This is a genomic window from Pontibacter kalidii, from assembly GCF_026278245.1.
Lineage (GTDB): Bacteria > Bacteroidota > Bacteroidia > Cytophagales > Hymenobacteraceae > Pontibacter > Pontibacter kalidii.
The window spans coordinates 1,509,504-1,528,317 of sequence record NZ_CP111079.1 but is presented as its reverse complement, the minus strand read 5'-3'; the positions used below and the strand labels follow the sequence as shown (position 1 = coordinate 1,528,317).

The window sequence follows — 18,814 nt, the reverse complement described above, 5'->3', positions numbered from 1 at the left end:
TGTCAGCCCTGCAGGTAAAACTGCCAGGGCTTTTTTATTGTGCCTAGACTAACCGCCCCCTAACGACTTATGCAAAGGATATTAAACTATATGAAATCAGTGTTTAGATTAATCTAAATTTATACTTTTGCGTTTCTAATAGATAAACATGAAAATCCTAAAACTATGAGAAACTCACTTTTACTCCTTTTTTCCTTTGTCACTATAACCGCCTCAGCGCAGGAGGCCAGCATCCTGGGGCTGGTAATGTCTGAAACAGGCAAACCTGTCCCTTTCGCCACTGTTCTGCTAGAGGGGACGCCGTGGGGCACTACTACTGACCTGGGGGGAAACTATGCCCTCGGGGATCTTCCGGCAGGCAAGTATGAAGTACAGGTAAAAGCCATTGGCTACAAACGGGCGCAGCAAACGGTGCAGGTAGCGGCAGACACGCTGGTCACGATGGACTTTATACTTCAGGAGAGCCATGCCACACTACATGAGGTGGTGGTAACCGGCACCCGCACCGAGCGACGCAGGCTGGAAAGCCCCGTAGCCGTAAATGTACTCGACAGCCGCACCTTCGGCTTTACACAGTCCAACACGCTGAGCGAAGGGCTTTGCTTTCAGCCGGGCCTGCGCATGGAAACCGACTGCCAGACCTGCAATTACACGCAGCTGCGCATAAACGGGCTGGGTGGCTCCTACTCGCAGGTGCTCGTGAACAGCCGTCCTATCTTTATTTCGCTCATGAGCCTCTATGGGCTGGAGCAGCTTCCAGCCAATATGGTGGAGCGCGTGGAGGTAGTCCGCGGCGGCGGCTCTGTGCTCTACGGCTCAAGCGCCATTGCCGGCACGGTGAACATCATTACCAAAGAGCCGACGGAAAGCACTTACACCCTCTCTACCAACTCCGCTGTGATAGATGGTGCTGCCTGGGACCATATCCTGAACGCGAATGTGAACACGGTGAACGAGGAACAGCATGCCGGTTTCTCCTTCTTCGCCTCGCACCGCAACAGGGAAGCCTTTGACGCCAACGGTGACGGCTTTTCAGAGCTCACGCAGCTCCACAACAACTCCTTTGGCTTCAACACCTTTTTTAAGCCGACCGATCGCGATAAAGTAGAGGTGAATGGCTGAAGCATTTACGAGGAGCGCAAAGGCGGCAATAAGCTGGATCTACCTGCCGACCGCGCCGACCAGTCAGAGTACCGGCTGCACAACATTCTGGTAGGCAGCTTTAACTGGGACCATCAGCTCGAAAACAGCAACTCATCGTTCAGCCTCTACGGATCAGGCCAAAACACCAAACGGACGCACTATACAGGTATAAACCAGTCGGATGGATGGGGCCGGACCAGGAGCCATACCCTACAGGGTGGCTTTCAGTACAACCACAACGTAAGCAATTTCCTGGGCGGCAGCAATACCTTTACCATGGGCGCGGAGCACTTGTATGACAATACATTTGATGAAATAGCCGCCTATAACTACCTGATAGACCAGAAAAACAACCTGGCCGGCCTATTCCTGCAAAGCGACTGGAATGTATCCCCTACCTTTACCATCCTTGCCGGCGTGCGGGCCAGCAAGCACGATAAGGTGGAAAAGCTGATGCTGACGCCGCGGCTAAACATGCTTTACAAGCTTGGCACCACCACCCAGCTGCGCGGCTCCTATGCGCGTGGCTTCAGGGCACCGCAGGCATTTGAAACCGACCTGCACATAGCCTTCGCCGGCGGAGGCATCTCCCTTATTCAGCTTGACCCGGAGCTGAGGGAGGAAACCTCCGATGCCTTAAACGCTTCATTGGATTTCAATAAACCCAGCGAGCGCATGATCTATGGCTTCACGGTAGATGCGTTCTACACCCGCCTCTACCATGCCTTCGTGCTGGAGGAGATAGGTATGGATGAACAGGGTAATCAGCAGCTGCTGCGCACGAACGGTAGCCCCTCCACCGTAAAAGGGATGACGCTGGAGGGCCGCCTGAACTATGACCAGCGGTTCCAGGTGGAGACGGGCCTGACGGTACAACGCTCCCGGTACGATGCGCCGGTTGCCTGGTCGTCGGAGATAGCCGGAACGCGAAAATACACCCGCACGCCAGACTTGTATGGCTATTATGTGCTCACGCTTCTGCCGCAAAGCCGCTTCAACGCCACTTTCTCGGGTGTACTGACGGGCCCGATGCTGGTGCCGCACTTTGCTGGAGCCCCCGGAGTGGTGGAAGACAAGCTGCATACTTCGCCCACGTTCGTAGAAAACAACCTGAAACTGGCTTATCGCTTCACAATTAAAAGTATAAAACAGGACCTGCAGTTACATGCCGGCGTGCAAAATATCCTAAATGCCTACCAGAAGGATTTTGACACCGGGCCTTACCGCGATAGCAACTATGTGTATGGCCCGGCACGGCCGCGCACCTTGTTCTTTGGGCTCCGCTTCGGTCTGCTTTAAGCTGCCAAAGTGCTATTAGCCGAAGCAGGAAAGCAAGGTGTCGGCTTCTCTTATCCAAAATGTATAAATTCCGTAAGCCTATGGATTATAACCATTGGTATAGGTATGGCTTTTTTCAAAGACAGAATACTGGCAACGCACGACACCTGGGGCCTGACGATTGTGCGGGTAATGTTAGGGCTTGTGATGTGGCCGCACGGGGCTCAGAAGCTGTTTGGCTGGTTTGGCGGGTATGGGCCTGCCGCTTTTATGGCGTCCTTCGAAAAAGTCTCCGGGATGCCCGGTTGGCTGGGCTGGCTGGTGATCATCATCGAGTTTGTAGGCGCTATCTGCCTGATCCTGGGCTTTTGGGTGCGCCTGTGGGGTCTGGCTTTTATCGGCCTTTTTGTCGGAATCATACTTGCCCTACACCTTCCCTACGGGTTCTTTATGAACTGGGGCGGTAACCAGCCGGGCGAAGGCTATGAATACCACTTACTGGTCATCGGTATGGCATGGGCCCTGGCAGTTGGGGGCGCCGGCAAGCTCAGCATCGACCGAAGTATGGCGAACCAGGAGCGGAAATTTTGAAAGTTAAAAAGTTAGAGAGTTAGAGAAGTAGGAGTTTGAGAAATTGAATTCTATCAACTAATAAATAATATCTAACAACTAATATCCAGCAACTAATAACTAACTTTTCCCCAGCAGCCTGGCCACATACTTTCCGATGATGTCGAACTCCAGGTTAACAGTGTCGCCGGGCTTTACCGTGTGCAGGTTGGTGTGCTCAAAAGTATACGGAATGATGGCCACTGAAAACCGGTCCTCCCGCGAGTTTACCACCGTCAGGCTGATGCCGTTTACGCAGATGGAGCCTTTCTCCACAGTCACATTGCCCTGGCTGGTATCGTAGCTGAAGGTAAAGACCCAGCTGCCGTTCTCGTCCTTTACTTCCTCGCAAACCCCGGTCTGGTCCACGTGCCCCTGCACCACATGCCCGTCGAAACGGCCGTTGGCCTGCATGCAGCGCTCCAGGTTCACCGGATCGCCCACTTTCAGGCTGTGCAGGTTCGTTTTGCGCAGCGTCTCGTCAATAGCCGTCACTGTGTACTCCTCCCCGTTTATGCGTACCACCGTCAGGCACACGCCGTTGTGCGCCACGCTTTGGTCTATCTTCAACTCGTTGATGAAAGGTGACGTGAGTGTGAAGTGTTTGTTGGTTTGCTCGTCCTCTATGGCAGTTACGCGGCCCAGGGCCTCTATTATTCCGGTAAACATAGCGTAGAATTTGAAGTTCGTTTGGTTGCCGTAAGTATAAATCCGGCTGCCGCAAAAAATGTTTACCAAAAGTAATACGATTAAGCCGTGGTGCCGCGGCATTTCAAAATAAAAAAAGGAAAAGGGCCTTTAAGCGAGCTTTATTGGCCTTAGATGCTTATTTTCGCAAACAAGCCTCTACCGGGGGCAGTAAAGCTACATTAAAGAACACTAGACTACTAAAACATGCAAACCGACTCGTACAGGCACAAAGGCATGCGCCGGGCTCTGGTAAAACTGCTTCGCGAAAAAGGCATCCGTGATGAGCGCGTGCTGGCTGCCATCGAGTCTGTACCGCGTCACTTCTTCTTCGACAAAGCATTTCTGGAGCAGGCCTACCAGGACAAGGCCTTCCCCATCGGAGAAGGCCAGACCATCTCGCAGCCGTATACGGTGGCGTTTCAGAGCGAGCTGCTGCGGCTAAAACCTACCGATAAGGTGCTGGAGATTGGCACCGGCTCCGGTTACCAGTGCACCATCCTCCTGCAACTCACGCCAAACGTCTACACCATCGAGTATAACAGGCCGCTGTACGAAAAGGCCCGCCTGTTCTTCCGTAAGCACGGCCTCCAGCCCCATACCTTCCATGGCGACGGCTCCCTTGGCCTTCCTTCCCAGGCGCCTTTCGATAAGATCATCGTGACGGCCGGTGCACCCGTGGTGCCCAAAGAGCTGCTGCGCCAGCTGAATGTAGGCGGCATTCTAGTTATACCTGTGGGAGATGAAAAGTCACAAAAGATGCTGCGCATCACGCGGGTGGAGGAAAATGAGTTCACGAAGGAAGCTTTCAGTGACTTTAAGTTTGTGCCGCTGCTGGGTCGCTCCGGCTGGAGCGGAGGCGAATAGCAGGACTACTTATACTTTGTGTAGCCCCTGAAGTAGATTTTATCGTTTGGCGCCGGCGCCTTATCTTTGCCCGTACAAACAACAATCTGGAATGCGTAAACAAAAAAAAGTATCTGATTCATACGTCATCATGACGGAGCTGGTGTTACCCAACGACACCAATACCCTTCACAACCTGATGGGCGGCAGAATGATGCACTGGATGGACATTGTGTCGGCTATTGCAGCGCAGAAGCACTCCAACCGCATCGTGGTAACAGCTTCGGTGGATAATGTATCCTTCTCCGAAAGTATACGGCTTGGCAATGTGGTCACGCTGGAGGCCAAGGTGACCCGCGCCTTCAACTCCTCCATGGAAGTGCACATCGTAGTGTATGCCGAGGACATCCCAAGCGGCAGGAAAGTAATGTCGAACCAGGCGTTCTTCACCTTTGTGGCGGTAGATCAGCTGGGCAACCCGATCGATGTGCCGGAGGCCATTCCTGAGACAGAGGAGGAGGTTAGGCTTTACAACGAAGCCCTGCGCCGCCGCCAGCTGCGCCTGGTACTGGCCGGACGCATGAAGCCAAGCGAGGCAACAGAACTGCGCTCCATTTTCAACATCAAAGAAGACACGAACGACTAAGTATACATGGCAGGTCTACAGGCAGCTATCAGCAGTGAGTTTCTCAAAAGCTTCATCCCCGAAACTATTTATTTGGTAGAGGGCGAAAGTGCTGTGTCTGCCCCCGTGGCACCCGAACCGGTGGAGGTACAGGAGACCAACGCCATAGAGGTTGAGGCCACCTCACCGGCTACTATAGCTGCCCCTGTACCTGCCAACCAGGTGGTACATGAGTTGCCAAAAATCCCCAAAAAGGAGGCCGCACCGCAGCAACAGAAGTATAAAATAAGCGGGCAAAACCAAAAAGGGGTGGTCATTCTGGTTACGATACCGGATGTCGAATTCGCCCAGCTGCCGCAGCTGCAGTTTCTGCAAAAGATTCTCTCGGCCATTGGTCTGAAGCCTGCGGATGTGGCTTACGTGAATAACATATCCGGGGAATTGGCGCTGTTCGAGGAACTGCAGCGGGAGCTGCCGGTAAACTATATCATCAGCTTTGCCAGCCGCATCGAAACGGCGCTGCCGCACGAGAAGTTCACGCTGTACAGCCCGGTAACCGTAGGCAAGGTGCCCGTGGTTTTCTCACAGGCACTCAGCCTACTAGAGCACAATTTGGAGCACAAAAAGCTGCTGTGGGGGGCGCTGCAGAAGACCTTTAACCTATAACCTCCTAAGAGGGAAGTATACTCCAGGATTCATACTTTTAGGTATGAAGTATAAAAAAAGGGCGGCCTTCCAAAGTATGGAAGGCCGCCCTTTTTTGAATGGTCAGGAAATGAGGAATCTTCCTCGTCACGGAGATTTCTAGTTTTGCGTCAGGAGTTCCTCCAGTTTCTGCTCGAGTGCCTCTCCCCTCAAACCTTTGGCAACAATCTTTCCTTCCGGATCAAGCAGCACTGTCTGCGGGATAGCCGTCACGTTGTAAAGTTGTGCGGCAGTGCTCTCCCACCCTTTCAGGTCAGACACCTGCGGCCATGTAAGCTTATCTTTCTCAATGGCGGCCAGCCACTTCTCCTCCGACTGGTCCAGCGAAACGCCAAAGATCTCAAAGCCTTTGCCTTCGTTTTTCAACTTGTTGTACATGCGCACCACGTTCGGGTTCTCCTGGCGGCAAGGACCGCACCAGCTGGCCCAAAAGTCGATCAGCACATACTTTCCGCGCAGCGATGAGAGCGACTTTGTACTGCCATCCGGGCTGGGGAGCGTGATATCCGGCGCGAGCTGGCCGATAGCCGTGCTGCGGTGAGGCTTCAGGCGCTCGTTCACCAACGCGGTATACTTAGAGTTCGGGATGTGCTGGTTGTAAAGCGTGGCCATACTATCGGCAAAGGCGAAATCATTAACAGGGTCTATCAGGCTGGCCGTACCAAAAGCTGACACTATAGACTGGGGATGCTGCGCGATGAAGTCCTTAATACTGTTTTGCTGCCTGAAGTACTCGGCACGCAGGCGCTCCGCTTCTTCCGTGTTGCCTTCCTGCATGGCCTTGGCAAATTGCTGCTCCAGTTCTGATTGCTGCTTGCGCGTATCGTTCACCAGTTGGTTCAGCTCCATAAACAGCTTCGACTCCTCAGACCCTTCCACTTTTGCCGTTCCGTTAAGGTCTTTGGCGTCGGCCTCTACGGCGATCTTGCCTTCCTCCAGCACCAGCATCAAGCCGTTCTGCTGGTCCAGTGCTATGCGGTAGAACGTCGGCTCCTCCACCTTACCCGAGAAGGTAAAGGTCCCCTCGTCGCTCAGTTCGGCGGTGTCGCGTGGCTCAAAGCTCTGCTCCCCCAGCTCAAAAAGGTATATCTGCCCGGGTGTGGCGTTGTTGAGCTTGCCCTGTATGGTATAACTGCCTTCGCCGTTTGTGGCAGGCTTGTTTCCCTGGCAACTGGCAAGTATAACAGCAGCGGAAGCTACTGCCAACATGTTCTTTAACTTCATGGTTAGCTATTTTAGGCGTTCAGTTTCTCTCTTAACAATTGGTTTGTCACTTTCGGGTCGGCCTTTCCCTTGGTCTTCTTCATGATCTCCCCCATAAACATCCCGATCAGCGACTGCTTGCCGGCTTTGTACTCCTCCACTTTGGCGGGGTTCTCAGTCAGCACCTGCTGCACAATCTGTGCCAGCTCGTCAGTATCGGATTCCTGCAACAGGTTCTGCTCCTCGGCTACACGTTGCGCTGAATACTCCGGGTGCTCCAGCATGAAAGGGAATACTTTCTTGGCTGCCACCGAGTGACTTACCTTGTTCTCATCTACTAAAGCAATAAGCTCCGCGATTTGTTCCGGCTTCAGCGGGAAGTCCCTGATGTGCAGCTGCAGCTCGTTCAGGTATGACTTTATAGGGCCCATCACCCAGTTAGAAGCCGCTTTATAGTTTTTGGTGTGCTTGGCCAGTTGCTCAAAGTATAAAGCGATCTCCTTGGCGTCAGTCAGCACGGCGGCATCGTACTCCGGCAGGCCGAACTCGGACACAAAACGCTTATACAACTCCTGCGGCAGGCTTGGCATCGCCGCCTTCACAGACTCCAGCCACTCCTGCTCAATCACCAGCGGCGGAAGGTCCGGCTCCGGGAAGTAGCGGTAATCGTTCAGCGTTTCCTTGGAGCGCATGGCCGTGGTGGAACCGGTGTTGGCATCGAAGTTACGCGTTTCGCCGTCTACCTTACCGCCGTTCTCCAGCACCATGATCTGGCGCTCGATCTCGTGCTCGATGGCACGCTGCACGTTGCGGAAGGAGTTCATGTTCTTCACCTCCACCTTGGTTCCCCAAAGCGGTGAGTCCTTCAGCATTACCGAGATGTTAGCGTCGCAGCGAAGCGAGCCTTCCTCCATGTTGCCGTCGCAGATATCCAGGTAACGAACCAGGCGCTTGATCTCGATCAGGTAATTATAGGCTTCCTCCGAATCACGGATATCCGGCTCCGACACGATCTCGATGAGCGGCACGCCGGCGCGGTTAAAGTCCACCAGCGTCTCCACCTCACCCGGCAGGTGCATCGACTTACCGGCGTCTTCCTCCATGTGGATGCGGGTAATGCCGATCTTTTTCTCTTCGCCGGCAGCATCTTTAATCAAGAGGTGGCCGTGGGTACAAATCGGGGTTTTGTCCTGCGTGATCTGGTAGCCCTTCGGAAGGTCCGGATAGAAATAGTTTTTGCGGGCGTACACGTTATACTTCGTGATCTCGCAATTCGTAGCCAAACCCATTTTCACGGCCATCTCCACCACGCGCTTGTTCACGCGCGGCAGGGTGCCCGGGTGGCCCAGCGTGATCTCGCTCAGGTTGGTGTTGGGCAGCATGCCGTATTCTGTCGAGTCGGAGGAATAGGCTTTGCTATCGGTTAACAGCTGCGCGTGTACTTCTAAACCTATAATGGCTTGATACTTATCTCTTATCGCTTTATCCATTTCTTTATAATGATTAATGAAGAATGAAGAATGACTAATTTATCACTCTCCATTATTCATTATTAATTAACCATTAATCATTGTTTTTATAAGTTCAACCGCTTTAGCAGGCACGGCACTCAGGCCAGCGGCATCTTTACCTCCCGCTGTGGCATAGAAGGGTTGTCCGCCGCCGCCGCCCTTAATTTCCTTGGCCAGTTCGCGCACCAGCTGGCTCGCGTTCAGATTCCTGTCCTGCACCAGGTTATCCGATAGCATCACCGCGATCTGAGGCTTGCCATCGATTTCGGCGGCAAGTATAAGCACGAGGTTCTCCACGACCTGGCGCATGTCGAAAGCCAGCTTTTTGAGGTAGTCGGCAGAGCTCAGGTCCACGCGCTCGGTGATCAGGTTAATTCCATCCAGCTGCTGCGCTTTCTGCGCCAGTGTTTCCTTCAGTCCGCTCAGTTGCTTCAACTCAAAGGCCTCCAGCTGCTTTTGCATGGCTTTTAGGTCGTCCTGCATCTTCTGTACCGCACCCGATACGTTGCTCTGCGTATTCAGCACCTCGCGCACCGCATTCAGCTCGTTCAGTTGCTGCTGCATGTATTCTTCCGCTGCCTCGGCTGTAGTGGCCTCTATACGGCGCACGCCCGCGGCCACAGAGCTTTCCGAAATGATCTTAAAGTAACCAATGTTGCCGGTGTTGTGCACGTGCGTGCCGCCGCAAAGCTCTACAGAGTAATCGCTGCCGAAGGTAATCACACGAACAAAGTCGCCATACTTCTCTCCGAACAAAGCGGTGGCGCCCATGTTTTTGGCTTCGTCAATCGGCACGTTGCGACGCTCATCCAACGGAATAGATTGGCGCACGCGCTCGTTCACGATGTGCTCGATTTCACGAAGCTCTGCCTCCTCTACCTTCGCAAAGTGCGAGAAGTCGAAACGTAGTATTTTCTCGTTTACCAGCGAGCCGCGCTGCTGCACGTGGTCGCCTAAAACTTTTCTTAAGGCAGCATGCAGCAAGTGCGTAGCCGAGTGGTTTTTACGGATCATATTGCGGCGCTCCGCATCGATCTCCGCTCTAAAGCCAGCCACCAAATTTTGGGGTAGTTTGCTGGTGATATGCAGGATAAGGTCGTTCTCTTTCTTCGTGTCGAGTACCTCCACGCGTTCGCCGTCCGCTAGCAGGTAACCCACGTCGCCTACCTGTCCGCCGCTTTCAGCATAGAAAGGCGTCTTGTCCAGCACCAGGTGGAACTCGCTCTTGTTCTTGGCTTTCACCTGGCGGTAACGCACAATGTGGGAGTCTGTCGTGTCGCAGTCGTAGCCCACGAACTCGTTGACTACGTCCGGCTGCAGAATCACCCAGTCGCTTTGCTCGGTGGCGGAGGCGTTGCGGGAGCGATTTTTCTGCTGCTCCATCTCTTTGCCAAAGCCTTGCTCATCTACTTTCAACCCCTTCTCGCGGGCGATCAAAGCGGTCAGGTCCAGCGGGAAGCCGAAGGTGTCGTATAGTTCAAAGGCGGTTTTGCCGTCGATGGTGTTGTTGTGCTGCTTGAAAGTCTCCTCCAGTGCATCGAGACGCTTCAGGCCGTTCTCCAGCGTGCGGAGGAACGCATTCTCCTCTTCTTCAATCACGCGCTGCACAAAGCCCAGCTGCTGCTTGAGTTCCGGGAACACGTGCGCGGTCTGCTCGGCCAGCACCTCAGTCAGCTTGTATAAAAATGGCTTCTTGAAATCCAGGAAAGTGAAACCGTAGCGCACCGCACGACGCAGAATACGGCGGATCACATAACCAGCCTTGTTGTTAGACGGCAGCTGCCCGTCGGCAATCGTGAAAGAAATAGCCCGGATGTGGTCGGCAATTACGCGGATGGCAACGTCTGTCTTCTCGTCCTGGCCATACGTTACGTCGGCTTCTTTGGCAATAAACTGGATCAGCGGCTGGAATACGTCCGTATCGTAGTTGGAGCGCTTGCCCTGGATGGCCATGCACAGGCGCTCAAAGCCCATGCCGGTATCTACGTGCTGGGCAGGCAGTTTAACCAGCGTGCCATCAGCCAGGCGATTGAACTCCATGAATACGTTGTTCCAGATCTCCACCACCTGCGGATGGTCTGCGTTGACCAGTGTTTTGCCGTCTACGCTCGCGCGTTCCTCATCAGAACGCAGATCGATGTGGATTTCCGAGCAGGGACCGCAGGGGCCGGTATCGCCCATCTCCCAGAAGTTGTCCTTTTTGTTGCCCATCAGGATGCGGTCTTCTGCGATCATGGTCTTCCAGATGTCATAGGCCTCCTGGTCCATCGGCAGGTTCTCCGACGCGTCGCCCTGAAACACGGAAACGTATAGCCTGTCCTTTGGCAGCTTGTATACTTCCGTCAGTAACTCCCACGACCACTCGAGCCCCTCTTTTTTGAAGTAGTCACCAAACGACCAGTTGCCCAGCATTTCGAACATGGTGTGGTGGTAGGTGTCGTAGCCTACCTCTTCCAGGTCGTTGTGCTTACCACTCACCCGAAGGCACTTCTGCGTATCGGCCACACGCTTAGAGGGTGCGGGCTTGTTGCCCAGAAAATAGTCTTTAAAAGGCGCCATGCCCGAGTTGATAAACATCAGGGTGGGGTCATCCTTTACCACGATAGGCGCAGAAGGCACGATCTGGTGCTGTTTGGAAGCGAAGAAGTCCAGGAACTTTTGTCTAATCTCAGCTGAGTTCATGTATGATTGTTAAGCCTTTAGATACTTAGTGCTATACTTGTTGTTTAAGAGCGAAAAATATCTAATTTTTGCCAAACGGTAATACCTCTTTAACAGCGGTTACCAACAAGCACAATAAGGGCAAAAGTAGCATATTTAGCCGTAATCAGGAACTATTGCACAAAAATTACGCCTGCTTTGCCCGATTAACCATACAGGATTATGCCATACAAGGAAAAAGAGATAGAGAAGCAGTATTATACCATCGGGGAGGTGGCCGCCATGTTCGACGTTGCCCCCTCGCTGATTCGTTTCTGGGAAACCGAGTTTGAGCAGCTGAAGCCCAAAAAGAATAAGAAAGGCAACCGCCAGTACACGCAGAAGGACATTGAGACGCTGCGCACCGTGTACCACCTGGTAAAGGAGCGCGGCTATACCATACAGGGCGCCCGCGAGGTGATGAAAAACAAGCCGGTACAGGCCAAGGACAAGATGGAGATCGTGGAATCCCTGGAGAAGGTGAAGGCGTTTTTGCAAGGCATCAAGGAACAACTGAACACCAAAGCCTAAAAGCTGCGTAGTTCTTTACCTATGGTAGAGGAACAGAATATTTACGAGCTTGCCATCACCCGCCTGCCCGGCGTAGGGGCGCAGCTGACGCGGCAGCTGGTGAGCTACTGCGGATCGCCCAAAGCTGTTTTTGAGGCTCCCCCGGTTAGGTTGCAGAAGATTCCGGGCGTTGGCCCGAAACTCATCCAAAGTATAAAGGAGAACGCCAGAGGCACCTTGCTGCAGGCGGAGGAATGGGTAAAACGGGCCGAGGCAGAGGAGGTGCAACTGCTGTTCTATACTTCGCCCAGGTTCCCGGACCGGCTCAAGCAGATCCCGGACGCGCCCACACTTTTATACTTCCGGGGCAATGCCAACCTCAACCAGCACCGCATCATCAGCATGGTAGGCACCAGGCAGATAACCAGTTATGGCCAAGCGGTAACCGAGCGGATTGTGGAAGAACTGAAGCCTTTTAACGTCATGATCGTGAGCGGACTGGCCTATGGGGTGGATGTGGTGGCGCACCGGGCCGCGCTGCAGGCCGGTCTGCCCACTGTTGGGGTGATGGCCAGCGGGCCCGAAACCGTTTACCCGGCCGTGCACCGCAAGTATGCCGAGCGCATGCTCTCGCAGGGAGGCTTGCTTACTGAGAACCCTTTTGGCACCAAGCCTGACGCTCCGCGCTTTCCGGCCCGTAACCGTATCATTGCCGGTATGAGCGACTGCACCATCGTGGTGGAGGCCGCCATGAGAAGCGGCACGCTCATCACCGCTGACATTGCCCACAGCTACGACAAGGAAGTCATGGCGGTGCCCGGTAACATCACCTCCCCTGTCTCAGAAGGCACCAACCACCTGATAAAGTCCCTGAAAGCCGTGGCCTATACCTCGGTGCAGGACCTGGTGGAACTATTGAACTGGGACCTGGAAGACGAAGCTGCACAAAAAAAGAAAGTCTCCGCTCCTGCTTTTGACCCCGCTGAATTTAATACCGATGAGTTGAAAGTGCTGCAGGTACTGCAGCAAACCCGTGAGGAGCACATGGATAACCTGAGCTGGAAAGCGCAGGTGCCGGTTAGTCTTTTAGCCTCGGTCCTTTTAGGACTGGAGTTTAAAGGAATGGTGAAAGCGTTGCCGGGCAAGCGGTTTATGCTGCTCTGATTTAGTTACTCGTTATTTGAGTTGTGAGCATCTGAGGAAGGACAGGTTGCGCCGGCTCAAATCGTGTTCGGTCAATTCAGCCACTTAACTATTTATTCATCAATCACCCTTTCAGCTCCCGGTATACCTGCTCATACTGTGGCACAGGCACGCCATACTTCGCTGCCTCCCGCACTACATAGCCGGTCAGGTTTTCCAGTTCTGTCTCTTTACCCTGTGCAAAATCGCGCTCCATCGAGGAGGTGACATGCTGCTGCATACGCTCCACCACCGCCAGATTTTGCTTCACCAGTTCAGCTGGCAGAATCACACCTTTGGCTCTGGCGACCTCCATTAGCTCGAGCGTCAGTTCCTGAAACTGCGCTCTCAGGGCAGGCTGCTCCACGATCTGCCCCATCGGCTGGTGCGTAAGCGACGTGAGGCTGGCTACCGGCGAGATGAAAGAGAACTTCTCCCATACTTTCTCTTCCACTTCCTGTTCGTAGTGCTCGTGGTTGATGCCGGCTTCATCAAACAGGCGCTTCACCTGCTGCAGCTTTTGCTGTGGAAGCCTCGGATTCCCCCAGATCAGGCGGTTATATTTGCCCTGCACCTGTACCACGCCAGGTTCTTTTATACTTGAGATGATGTATACGCAGCCCCACAGCACCTGCGCCTCCGGAAACCGTTGCTGCAGGTATGCTATACTTTCCACGCCGTTGAGCAAAGGAAGTATAACCGTATCAGGACCTATAGTTTCAGCTAGCTGCTCGGCCACCTGTGCCAGCCCGTAGCTTTTGACGCAGAAAAGTATAAGGTCAAGCTTCCCAAGGCTCGATGGATCAGCAGTTACCCGGTCAGGATGCACCGTCTGCACCTCTTCATCCAGCTCCAACCGCAGGCCTTCCTGCTCCAGCTTCTCTTTATGCGCTCCGCGGGCTATAAAGCTGATTTCATACTTTTCATCGCCGGCAAAGCGCTGTGCAAACTTGCCACCATAGTAGCCTCCTACACCGCCTATGCCGACAACGGCTATTTTATACTTTTCCATAGTCTTTATTATTCTAACCCGTGCTTACGGTCTGCTATCACTTTCTCGAAATCCCACTCCACCCGCTCCTGGAACTGCTGACGGCGCACGTTGCATCCATCTTTGGTGCAAATGGCGCAGGAGGTCTCAATACAAGGGTCGGTATGAATAAAAAGCTCGATGCTGGGATCTATCTTTTCGCGTACCACGTCGGCCACTGCCTCTACCTCGTCGTGCGCCTCCTGCACGTTCAGGTACCAGGGCAGCGTGAGATGGCAGTCGATGTGGAGGGTAGAACCATACTTGATGACGCGCAAGTTGTGGATGTCTATCCAGTTGGGGCGGCGATTCTGGTTCAGCACCTGCACAATGCGCTGCAGCAGCTCATAATCGGCCTCATCCATAATGCCGGCGATGGAGGAACGCAAAATGCGGTAGCCGGTGTACCCGATCATCAATCCAAAGAGAATCGCCACTGCACTATCGAGCCACACCATGCCGGTGAGGTAAATGAGCAGCAGTCCGATCAGTATACCCGCCGTGGAGTAGGCATCGGTTTTCAGGTGTTTGCCGCCCGCGGCCAGCACCAGCGAGTTGTTTTGCAGGCCCTTTCGCTCTGTGATGTAGCCCACCGCATAGTTTACCACGCCAGAGGCTGCTATCAGCAGGATACCGATGTCGAGCTGGTGCAGCGGGATCGGCTTAATCAAATTAAGAATGGATTTAACGATGATGGCGCCACCGGCCACCAGGATAAGTGCCCCCTCCAGCGTGGCGGCCACAAACTCGATCTTGCCGTGGCCGTAGGGGTGGTTTTCGTCGCGCGGGCGGGCGGAAAGTACCAGACTGTAAAGTGAGAAAGCGCCTGCCACCACGTTGATGATCGACTCCAGCGCATCGGTCAGGATGGCGTTGGAGTTGGTTAGGATAAACGCCAGGAACTTAGCAGCCAGCAGCACCACTCCCACCAGCACCACAAACAACTGCAGCCGTATGTTCTCGCCCAGGCTATGGATTTTTTTTCTCAAAAGTGCGCTTACTTTTTGTCAGGGAAGCTTGAACCCCGAAAGCCGGGGCTGCTGTAAAGGTACGAATATAGGGCGCCAATGCCTATTGGCTGGATTTATACTTTAAAAACGGCAAAAGCATTCAGCAGCCGTTACTCCTCCAAGTAGCGGCAAAGGCACTGCGCTAAAATGTACGTTAATCGTCCAGCGTGTCGCTCAGGTCCAGCCAGTTCGGGTTCATCGACTCGATCAGGTAAATGGTCGCGTCTTTGCTCTCCCCCTTTAGCTGCTGCTCCCTGCTCAGAGCCTCGTCCTCTACCTGGTAGTGCTCGTAATACACCAGCTTGGCCGGCTGGAGCGTGGGGCTTGCGTCAGGAGCAGGCGCAGCCTTGGCAAGCGAGAGCTTTTGCAGGTCTCCTGCTACGCCTATTTCAACATTCGCGCGCGGTTGATCGCCAAATATGTATACAAAGTAATGTGGCTCCTGTGCTTGCATAACTGTACCTCCTTTTCGTTCTAAATATACGGTGCGCTGGCGGCGGCGTTGATGCCGGAGCAGCCTTTTCTGCCTAAAAATTACTAACGCTGATTTGGGGGATATCTTATAAGCGGCACCCGTTTTCCGATCCTCCCGTAAGTATAAGTTTATGCTACCCTTGGGTGCATTCTTTTCGCCTATGGATATTCTGAGAAGGGACTTTGCAACAGTGACTGTTTACCGGGAAGGGAGCCTGCTAGAGGTAACATGGCACCGCCAGACCACCGACGAGGAATTTAAGGAAGCTTATTCGCTGAGCCTGCAAACTGCTCTGCAAGAGGAGCTGCGTTATTTCCTTTCGGATAACTCGGCTGGGGTAAACCTGGTGATGGCCATGCAGCACTGGGTATCGGCCTATGCTTCCGGCATCATTGAAAACCTTAAGATAGAGCGCTACGCCCGCGTAGTACCGCCCGATGCCTTCCAGGAGGTCGTATCCTATAAGATGTACGAATGCATCAACCAGCTAAAACAGAACCAGCTGGAGTTTCGGGTGTTTTATAGCAAAGACGAAGCCTATAAATGGTTGTTGAACGGAGCGCAGCAGCGCGCTTAAATAATGGAAACGACGTATGGCCCTCAATCCAAAGCTGGAGAAGATCTTAGAGAAAGTATATGAGCCAAGGCAGCGCTACGACCAGCACTATGCAGGAAAGGATATCACTTACATCACCAATGAGCTGGGGGAGCCGGTCACGCTGTTTATCGGCAGGCGCAATGAGGACGGAAGTATAGCCGGGGAGCGCTACGTGCGCAGGATTGTGCGGCAGCCGCAGGGCAACATCATCCTGAAAAGCCACTGGGAGAAGAAAGGGAGCGTAAGCCGCAGCTGAGGGCTACAGCTCCTCCAGGTCAAAGTCCCTGCCCTTGCCATACTTGAGCAGGTCGTTGAGCAGGTATTTCTCCAGGGTCAGCAGGTCTTTTACACGGTACTCGTTCTCCTCCGGCATGTCCACCACCTGGAACTCAAAAGTTTCCCCGTAGTTCGTTAGCCTGTACTTCTTGCCCCTGCGGAGATTGTCTATGGAAATGGCCATGTGCTGCTGTTTCTGCGGATAGTAATGTCGGCAAAGATACGAGCCGCGCCAGCAAATCCCTTACCGGCACCAAAATAAACGGCTCCCGCTGCCACTTTATACTTTAACGTATAGCCGAAGCCGCCCTACAGCCGCCATAACGTATGGTTTGCCTATCTTTGCAGAAAACAAGGATACTGTGTTAGAGATAATTTATGAGGATGCGCATTATGTGGCTATTAACAAGCCGAATGGTTTGCTGGTGCACCGCACGCGCATAGCCGAAGAACAGAAGGCGTTTGCCCTGCAGCTGCTGCGCGACCAACTAGGCTATCACCTGTACCCGGTGCACCGCCTCGACCGAGGGACCTCCGGCGTGTTGCTCTTTGCCAAAGCACCGGAGGCGGCAACGCCGGTGGTGCAGGCCTTTGAGGCCCGCGAGCCCGATAAGACCTACTTTGCCATCGTGCGCGGCTACACACCCGAGGCCGCCACCATCGACAACCCCATCCGCCCCGATAAAGACCATAAGCACAAAGCGCCGCAGGATGCCGTGACGCATTACGAGCGACTGGCTACCGTAGAGTTGCCGATACCGGTTGGCCGCTACCAGACCTCTCGTTATAGTTTGGTAAGAATAAAGCCTGAAACTGGCCGTATGCACCAGATTCGCAAGCATTTTGCGCACATCCGGCACTACATTGTGGGCGATAAGCGCCATGGCGACTGGCGGCATAACAAAATGTTTTTGGAGGAGTTACAAAGCCCGTACATGCTGCTGCACGCCGCAGAGCTATACTTTAAGCACCCCTTCACGGGCGAGGCGGTAAGTATAAAAGCGCAGCTGCCGCACAACACGCTACGCCTCTGCCAGCAGTTTGGCTGGAGCCAGGTGCTGGCAGCGCAGCAAGCACTGCCGCAGCCGCTGCCACAGTTTACGGAGTGTTAAGAAAGCGGCGCACCATCTCTATCTGCGTACGGGCCACCAGGTCGCTTTTGGAATCAGCATTCAGCACCGTCAGCATGTAGGCCATCGGCGAGAGGCGCCAGTCCTGCACCACCTCCCCATTTTGGGAGCGATACACCGGCTTGAAATTCTCGTTGAGGGGCAAATGCATGCTGGTACATACTTCCGTGGCGCGCCTTACGGCATGGCTCAGTTCATCCATACTTCCGCAACCGTGCTGCTGCAACAGGTCTGTGGCATAGCAGGTCAGTTCCTTATCGGCAAGGCTATCCAGGAAATTCTCCAGCGGCGTGTAGGTCCGGGTTTGTTCAATGGTCACTAACATAGCTAAGTATGGCTATAAGATGGTACGCAACAACACTACGCTGCCTTGGCTTTCCGCAGGTCGCGGAGGCGCTCCAGCAGGTCGCGCTCCTCGGCGCTCAGGCTGGTAGGCAGCGTTACCTCTATTCTTACGTAAAGATCCCCGTGTTGGCTGGCGTGCCCGTAGCGCGGCATGCCCTTGCCCCGCAGCCGCAGCGTTTTGCTGCTTTGGGTCCCCGCCGGGATCTTCAGCTTCAGGGTACCGCTCATGGTGTTTACCTGGGCCTCGCCGCCAAGTATAGCGGTATACATATCCACGGGTAGCGATACGGTTAGGTCATCCCCGTTACGCTCAAAGCGGCGGTCAGGCAGCACATGTACGTTAATATATAAATCGCCGGGATCTCCTCCTGCCGGGCCGGGCGCCCCTTTCCCCTTGATGCGCAGCACCTGCCCATCGGCCACGCCGGGCTTGGTAGTTATCCGGAGCTGCTGCTCGTTCACATTCAGGAGGCGGCTGGTGCCGGTAAAGGCCTCCTGCAGCGTAATTTCCATGTCGGCCTGGTAATCCTGGCCTTTCCGGGCTCGCTGGCCGCCACCAAAGCCGCCGCGCGCACCGCCGCCGAAAAACTGCTCAAAGAAGTCCGAGAAGCCACCTCCTCCTCCACCGCCTCCGAACATATCGCTGAAGTCACCGCCCCGGAAGCCGCCACCAGGCCGTCCGCCATAGGGCTGCCCGGCGGGCCCACCCTGCTGGAACTGCCGCCAGTTGGCGCCCAGCTGGTCGTACTGCTTCCGCTTCTCCTCGTCGCCCAGCACTTCATACGCCTCACTAATGTCTTTGAACCGCTCCTCAGCCTGCGGATTGTCCTTGTTCTTGTCAGGGTGATACTTCTTGGCCAGCGCACGATAGGCCTTCTTTATATCTGCCTGCGGTGCATTTTTCTGTACGCCCAGAATCTTATAGTAGTCCTTGTATTCCATTTTACTCAA

At 54.1% G+C, this 18,814-nt stretch carries 21 protein-coding genes; 11 read left to right on the top strand and 10 right to left on the bottom strand.

Features of this window, described 5'->3' with window-relative positions; all coding sequences use genetic code 11:
* Nucleotides 1-165: 165 nt before the first annotated feature.
* The 3 genes from OH144_RS06565 (at nt 166) to OH144_RS06555 (ending at nt 3,012) form a co-directional block, all read left to right on the top strand.
* Nucleotides 166-1,122, top strand: a complete 957-nt coding sequence (locus OH144_RS06565; protein ID WP_266205502.1) for a TonB-dependent receptor — start codon at nt 166-168, stop codon at nt 1,120-1,122.
* 3 nt (nt 1,123-1,125) lie between these two features.
* Nucleotides 1,126-2,442: a TonB-dependent receptor plug domain-containing protein gene (locus OH144_RS06560; protein ID WP_323134794.1), complete on the top strand. Its 1,317-nt coding sequence runs from the start codon at nt 1,126-1,128 to the stop codon at nt 2,440-2,442.
* A 105-nt stretch (nt 2,443-2,547) separates the two neighbouring features.
* Nucleotides 2,548-3,012, top strand: coding sequence for a DoxX family protein (locus tag OH144_RS06555; RefSeq protein WP_266205501.1), 465 nt, complete (start codon nt 2,548-2,550; stop codon nt 3,010-3,012).
* A 99-nt stretch (nt 3,013-3,111) separates the two neighbouring features.
* On the opposite strand, the gene OH144_RS06550 is transcribed toward OH144_RS06555, so the two are convergent.
* A complete protein-coding gene (locus OH144_RS06550) occupies nt 3,112-3,699 on the bottom strand; it encodes a riboflavin synthase (RefSeq protein ID WP_266205500.1) in 588 nt (195 codons plus the stop codon).
* 225 nt (nt 3,700-3,924) lie between these two features.
* Here OH144_RS06550 and OH144_RS06545 point away from each other — a divergent pair, with 225 nt between their 5' ends.
* From OH144_RS06545 to OH144_RS06535, 3 genes are all read left to right on the top strand, one after another.
* Nucleotides 3,925-4,584 (top strand): protein-L-isoaspartate(D-aspartate) O-methyltransferase, encoded by a 660-nt coding sequence (locus OH144_RS06545; RefSeq protein WP_266205499.1) that lies wholly within the window; start codon nt 3,925-3,927, stop codon nt 4,582-4,584.
* A gap of 91 nt (nt 4,585-4,675) precedes the next feature.
* Nucleotides 4,676-5,209, top strand: coding sequence for an acyl-CoA thioesterase (locus tag OH144_RS06540; protein WP_266205498.1), 534 nt, complete (start codon nt 4,676-4,678; stop codon nt 5,207-5,209).
* A gap of 6 nt (nt 5,210-5,215) precedes the next feature.
* On the top strand, nt 5,216-5,854 hold the full coding sequence (locus OH144_RS06535; protein WP_266205497.1) for a hypothetical protein: 639 nt from the start codon (nt 5,216-5,218) through the stop codon (nt 5,852-5,854).
* A gap of 138 nt (nt 5,855-5,992) precedes the next feature.
* Here OH144_RS06535 and OH144_RS06530 read toward each other — a convergent pair whose 3' ends face one another.
* From OH144_RS06530 to alaS, 3 genes are all read right to left on the bottom strand, one after another.
* The gene (locus OH144_RS06530) at nt 5,993-7,117 is read right to left on the bottom strand and encodes a TlpA disulfide reductase family protein (RefSeq protein ID WP_266205496.1); all 1,125 of its coding nucleotides are present in this window, start codon (nt 7,115-7,117) and stop codon (nt 5,993-5,995) included.
* An 11-nt stretch (nt 7,118-7,128) separates the two neighbouring features.
* Nucleotides 7,129-8,586: an Asp-tRNA(Asn)/Glu-tRNA(Gln) amidotransferase subunit GatB gene (gene gatB / locus OH144_RS06525; protein ID WP_266205495.1), complete on the bottom strand. Its 1,458-nt coding sequence runs from the start codon at nt 8,584-8,586 to the stop codon at nt 7,129-7,131.
* Between the two features lie 66 nt (nt 8,587-8,652).
* Nucleotides 8,653-11,289 (bottom strand): alanine--tRNA ligase, encoded by a 2,637-nt coding sequence (alaS, locus tag OH144_RS06520; RefSeq protein ID WP_266205494.1) that lies wholly within the window; start codon nt 11,287-11,289, stop codon nt 8,653-8,655.
* A gap of 201 nt (nt 11,290-11,490) precedes the next feature.
* Between alaS and OH144_RS06515 the strand changes: the two genes are divergently transcribed.
* Nucleotides 11,491-11,838, top strand: a complete 348-nt coding sequence (locus OH144_RS06515; protein WP_073851009.1) for a MerR family transcriptional regulator — start codon at nt 11,491-11,493, stop codon at nt 11,836-11,838.
* Nucleotides 11,839-11,859: 21 nt separating this feature from the next.
* On the top strand, nt 11,860-12,981 hold the full coding sequence (gene dprA / locus OH144_RS06510; protein ID WP_266205493.1) for a DNA-processing protein DprA: 1,122 nt from the start codon (nt 11,860-11,862) through the stop codon (nt 12,979-12,981).
* A gap of 103 nt (nt 12,982-13,084) precedes the next feature.
* On the opposite strand, the gene OH144_RS06505 is transcribed toward dprA, so the two are convergent.
* The 3 genes from OH144_RS06505 to OH144_RS06495 all read right to left on the bottom strand — a co-directional run bounded on the left by OH144_RS06505 (nt 13,085) and on the right by OH144_RS06495 (nt 15,493).
* Nucleotides 13,085-14,011 carry a ketopantoate reductase family protein gene (locus OH144_RS06505; RefSeq protein WP_266205492.1) on the bottom strand — a complete coding sequence of 309 codons (927 nt, stop codon included), beginning with the start codon at nt 14,009-14,011 and terminating at the stop codon, nt 13,085-13,087.
* An 8-nt stretch (nt 14,012-14,019) separates the two neighbouring features.
* Nucleotides 14,020-15,018: a cation diffusion facilitator family transporter gene (locus OH144_RS06500; RefSeq protein WP_266205491.1), complete on the bottom strand. Its 999-nt coding sequence runs from the start codon at nt 15,016-15,018 to the stop codon at nt 14,020-14,022.
* A gap of 175 nt (nt 15,019-15,193) precedes the next feature.
* Nucleotides 15,194-15,493: a GIY-YIG nuclease family protein gene (locus OH144_RS06495; RefSeq protein ID WP_266205490.1), complete on the bottom strand. Its 300-nt coding sequence runs from the start codon at nt 15,491-15,493 to the stop codon at nt 15,194-15,196.
* Between the two features lie 181 nt (nt 15,494-15,674).
* Here OH144_RS06495 and OH144_RS06490 point away from each other — a divergent pair, with 181 nt between their 5' ends.
* On the top strand, nt 15,675-16,091 hold the full coding sequence (locus OH144_RS06490) for an STAS/SEC14 domain-containing protein (protein ID WP_266205489.1): 417 nt from the start codon (nt 15,675-15,677) through the stop codon (nt 16,089-16,091).
* Between the two features lie 16 nt (nt 16,092-16,107).
* Entirely contained in the window at nt 16,108-16,368 is a 261-nt protein-coding gene (locus OH144_RS06485; protein WP_266205488.1) for a hypothetical protein, read from the top strand.
* 3 nt (nt 16,369-16,371) lie between these two features.
* On the opposite strand, the gene OH144_RS06480 is transcribed toward OH144_RS06485, so the two are convergent.
* Entirely contained in the window at nt 16,372-16,572 is a 201-nt protein-coding gene (locus OH144_RS06480) for a hypothetical protein (protein ID WP_073851015.1), read from the bottom strand.
* A gap of 178 nt (nt 16,573-16,750) precedes the next feature.
* On the opposite strand from OH144_RS06480, the gene OH144_RS06475 reads away from it, so the two are divergent.
* Nucleotides 16,751-17,500: a pseudouridine synthase gene (locus tag OH144_RS06475; protein WP_266205487.1), complete on the top strand. Its 750-nt coding sequence runs from the start codon at nt 16,751-16,753 to the stop codon at nt 17,498-17,500.
* Here the strand turns inward: OH144_RS06475 and OH144_RS06470 are convergent.
* Nucleotides 17,487-17,843: a hypothetical protein gene (locus OH144_RS06470; RefSeq protein WP_266205486.1), complete on the bottom strand. Its 357-nt coding sequence runs from the start codon at nt 17,841-17,843 to the stop codon at nt 17,487-17,489. The genes OH144_RS06475 and OH144_RS06470 overlap by 14 nt on opposite strands.
* A gap of 35 nt (nt 17,844-17,878) precedes the next feature.
* Nucleotides 17,879-18,805: a J domain-containing protein gene (locus OH144_RS06465; protein WP_266205485.1), complete on the bottom strand. Its 927-nt coding sequence runs from the start codon at nt 18,803-18,805 to the stop codon at nt 17,879-17,881.
* Nucleotides 18,806-18,814 lie beyond the last annotated feature (9 nt).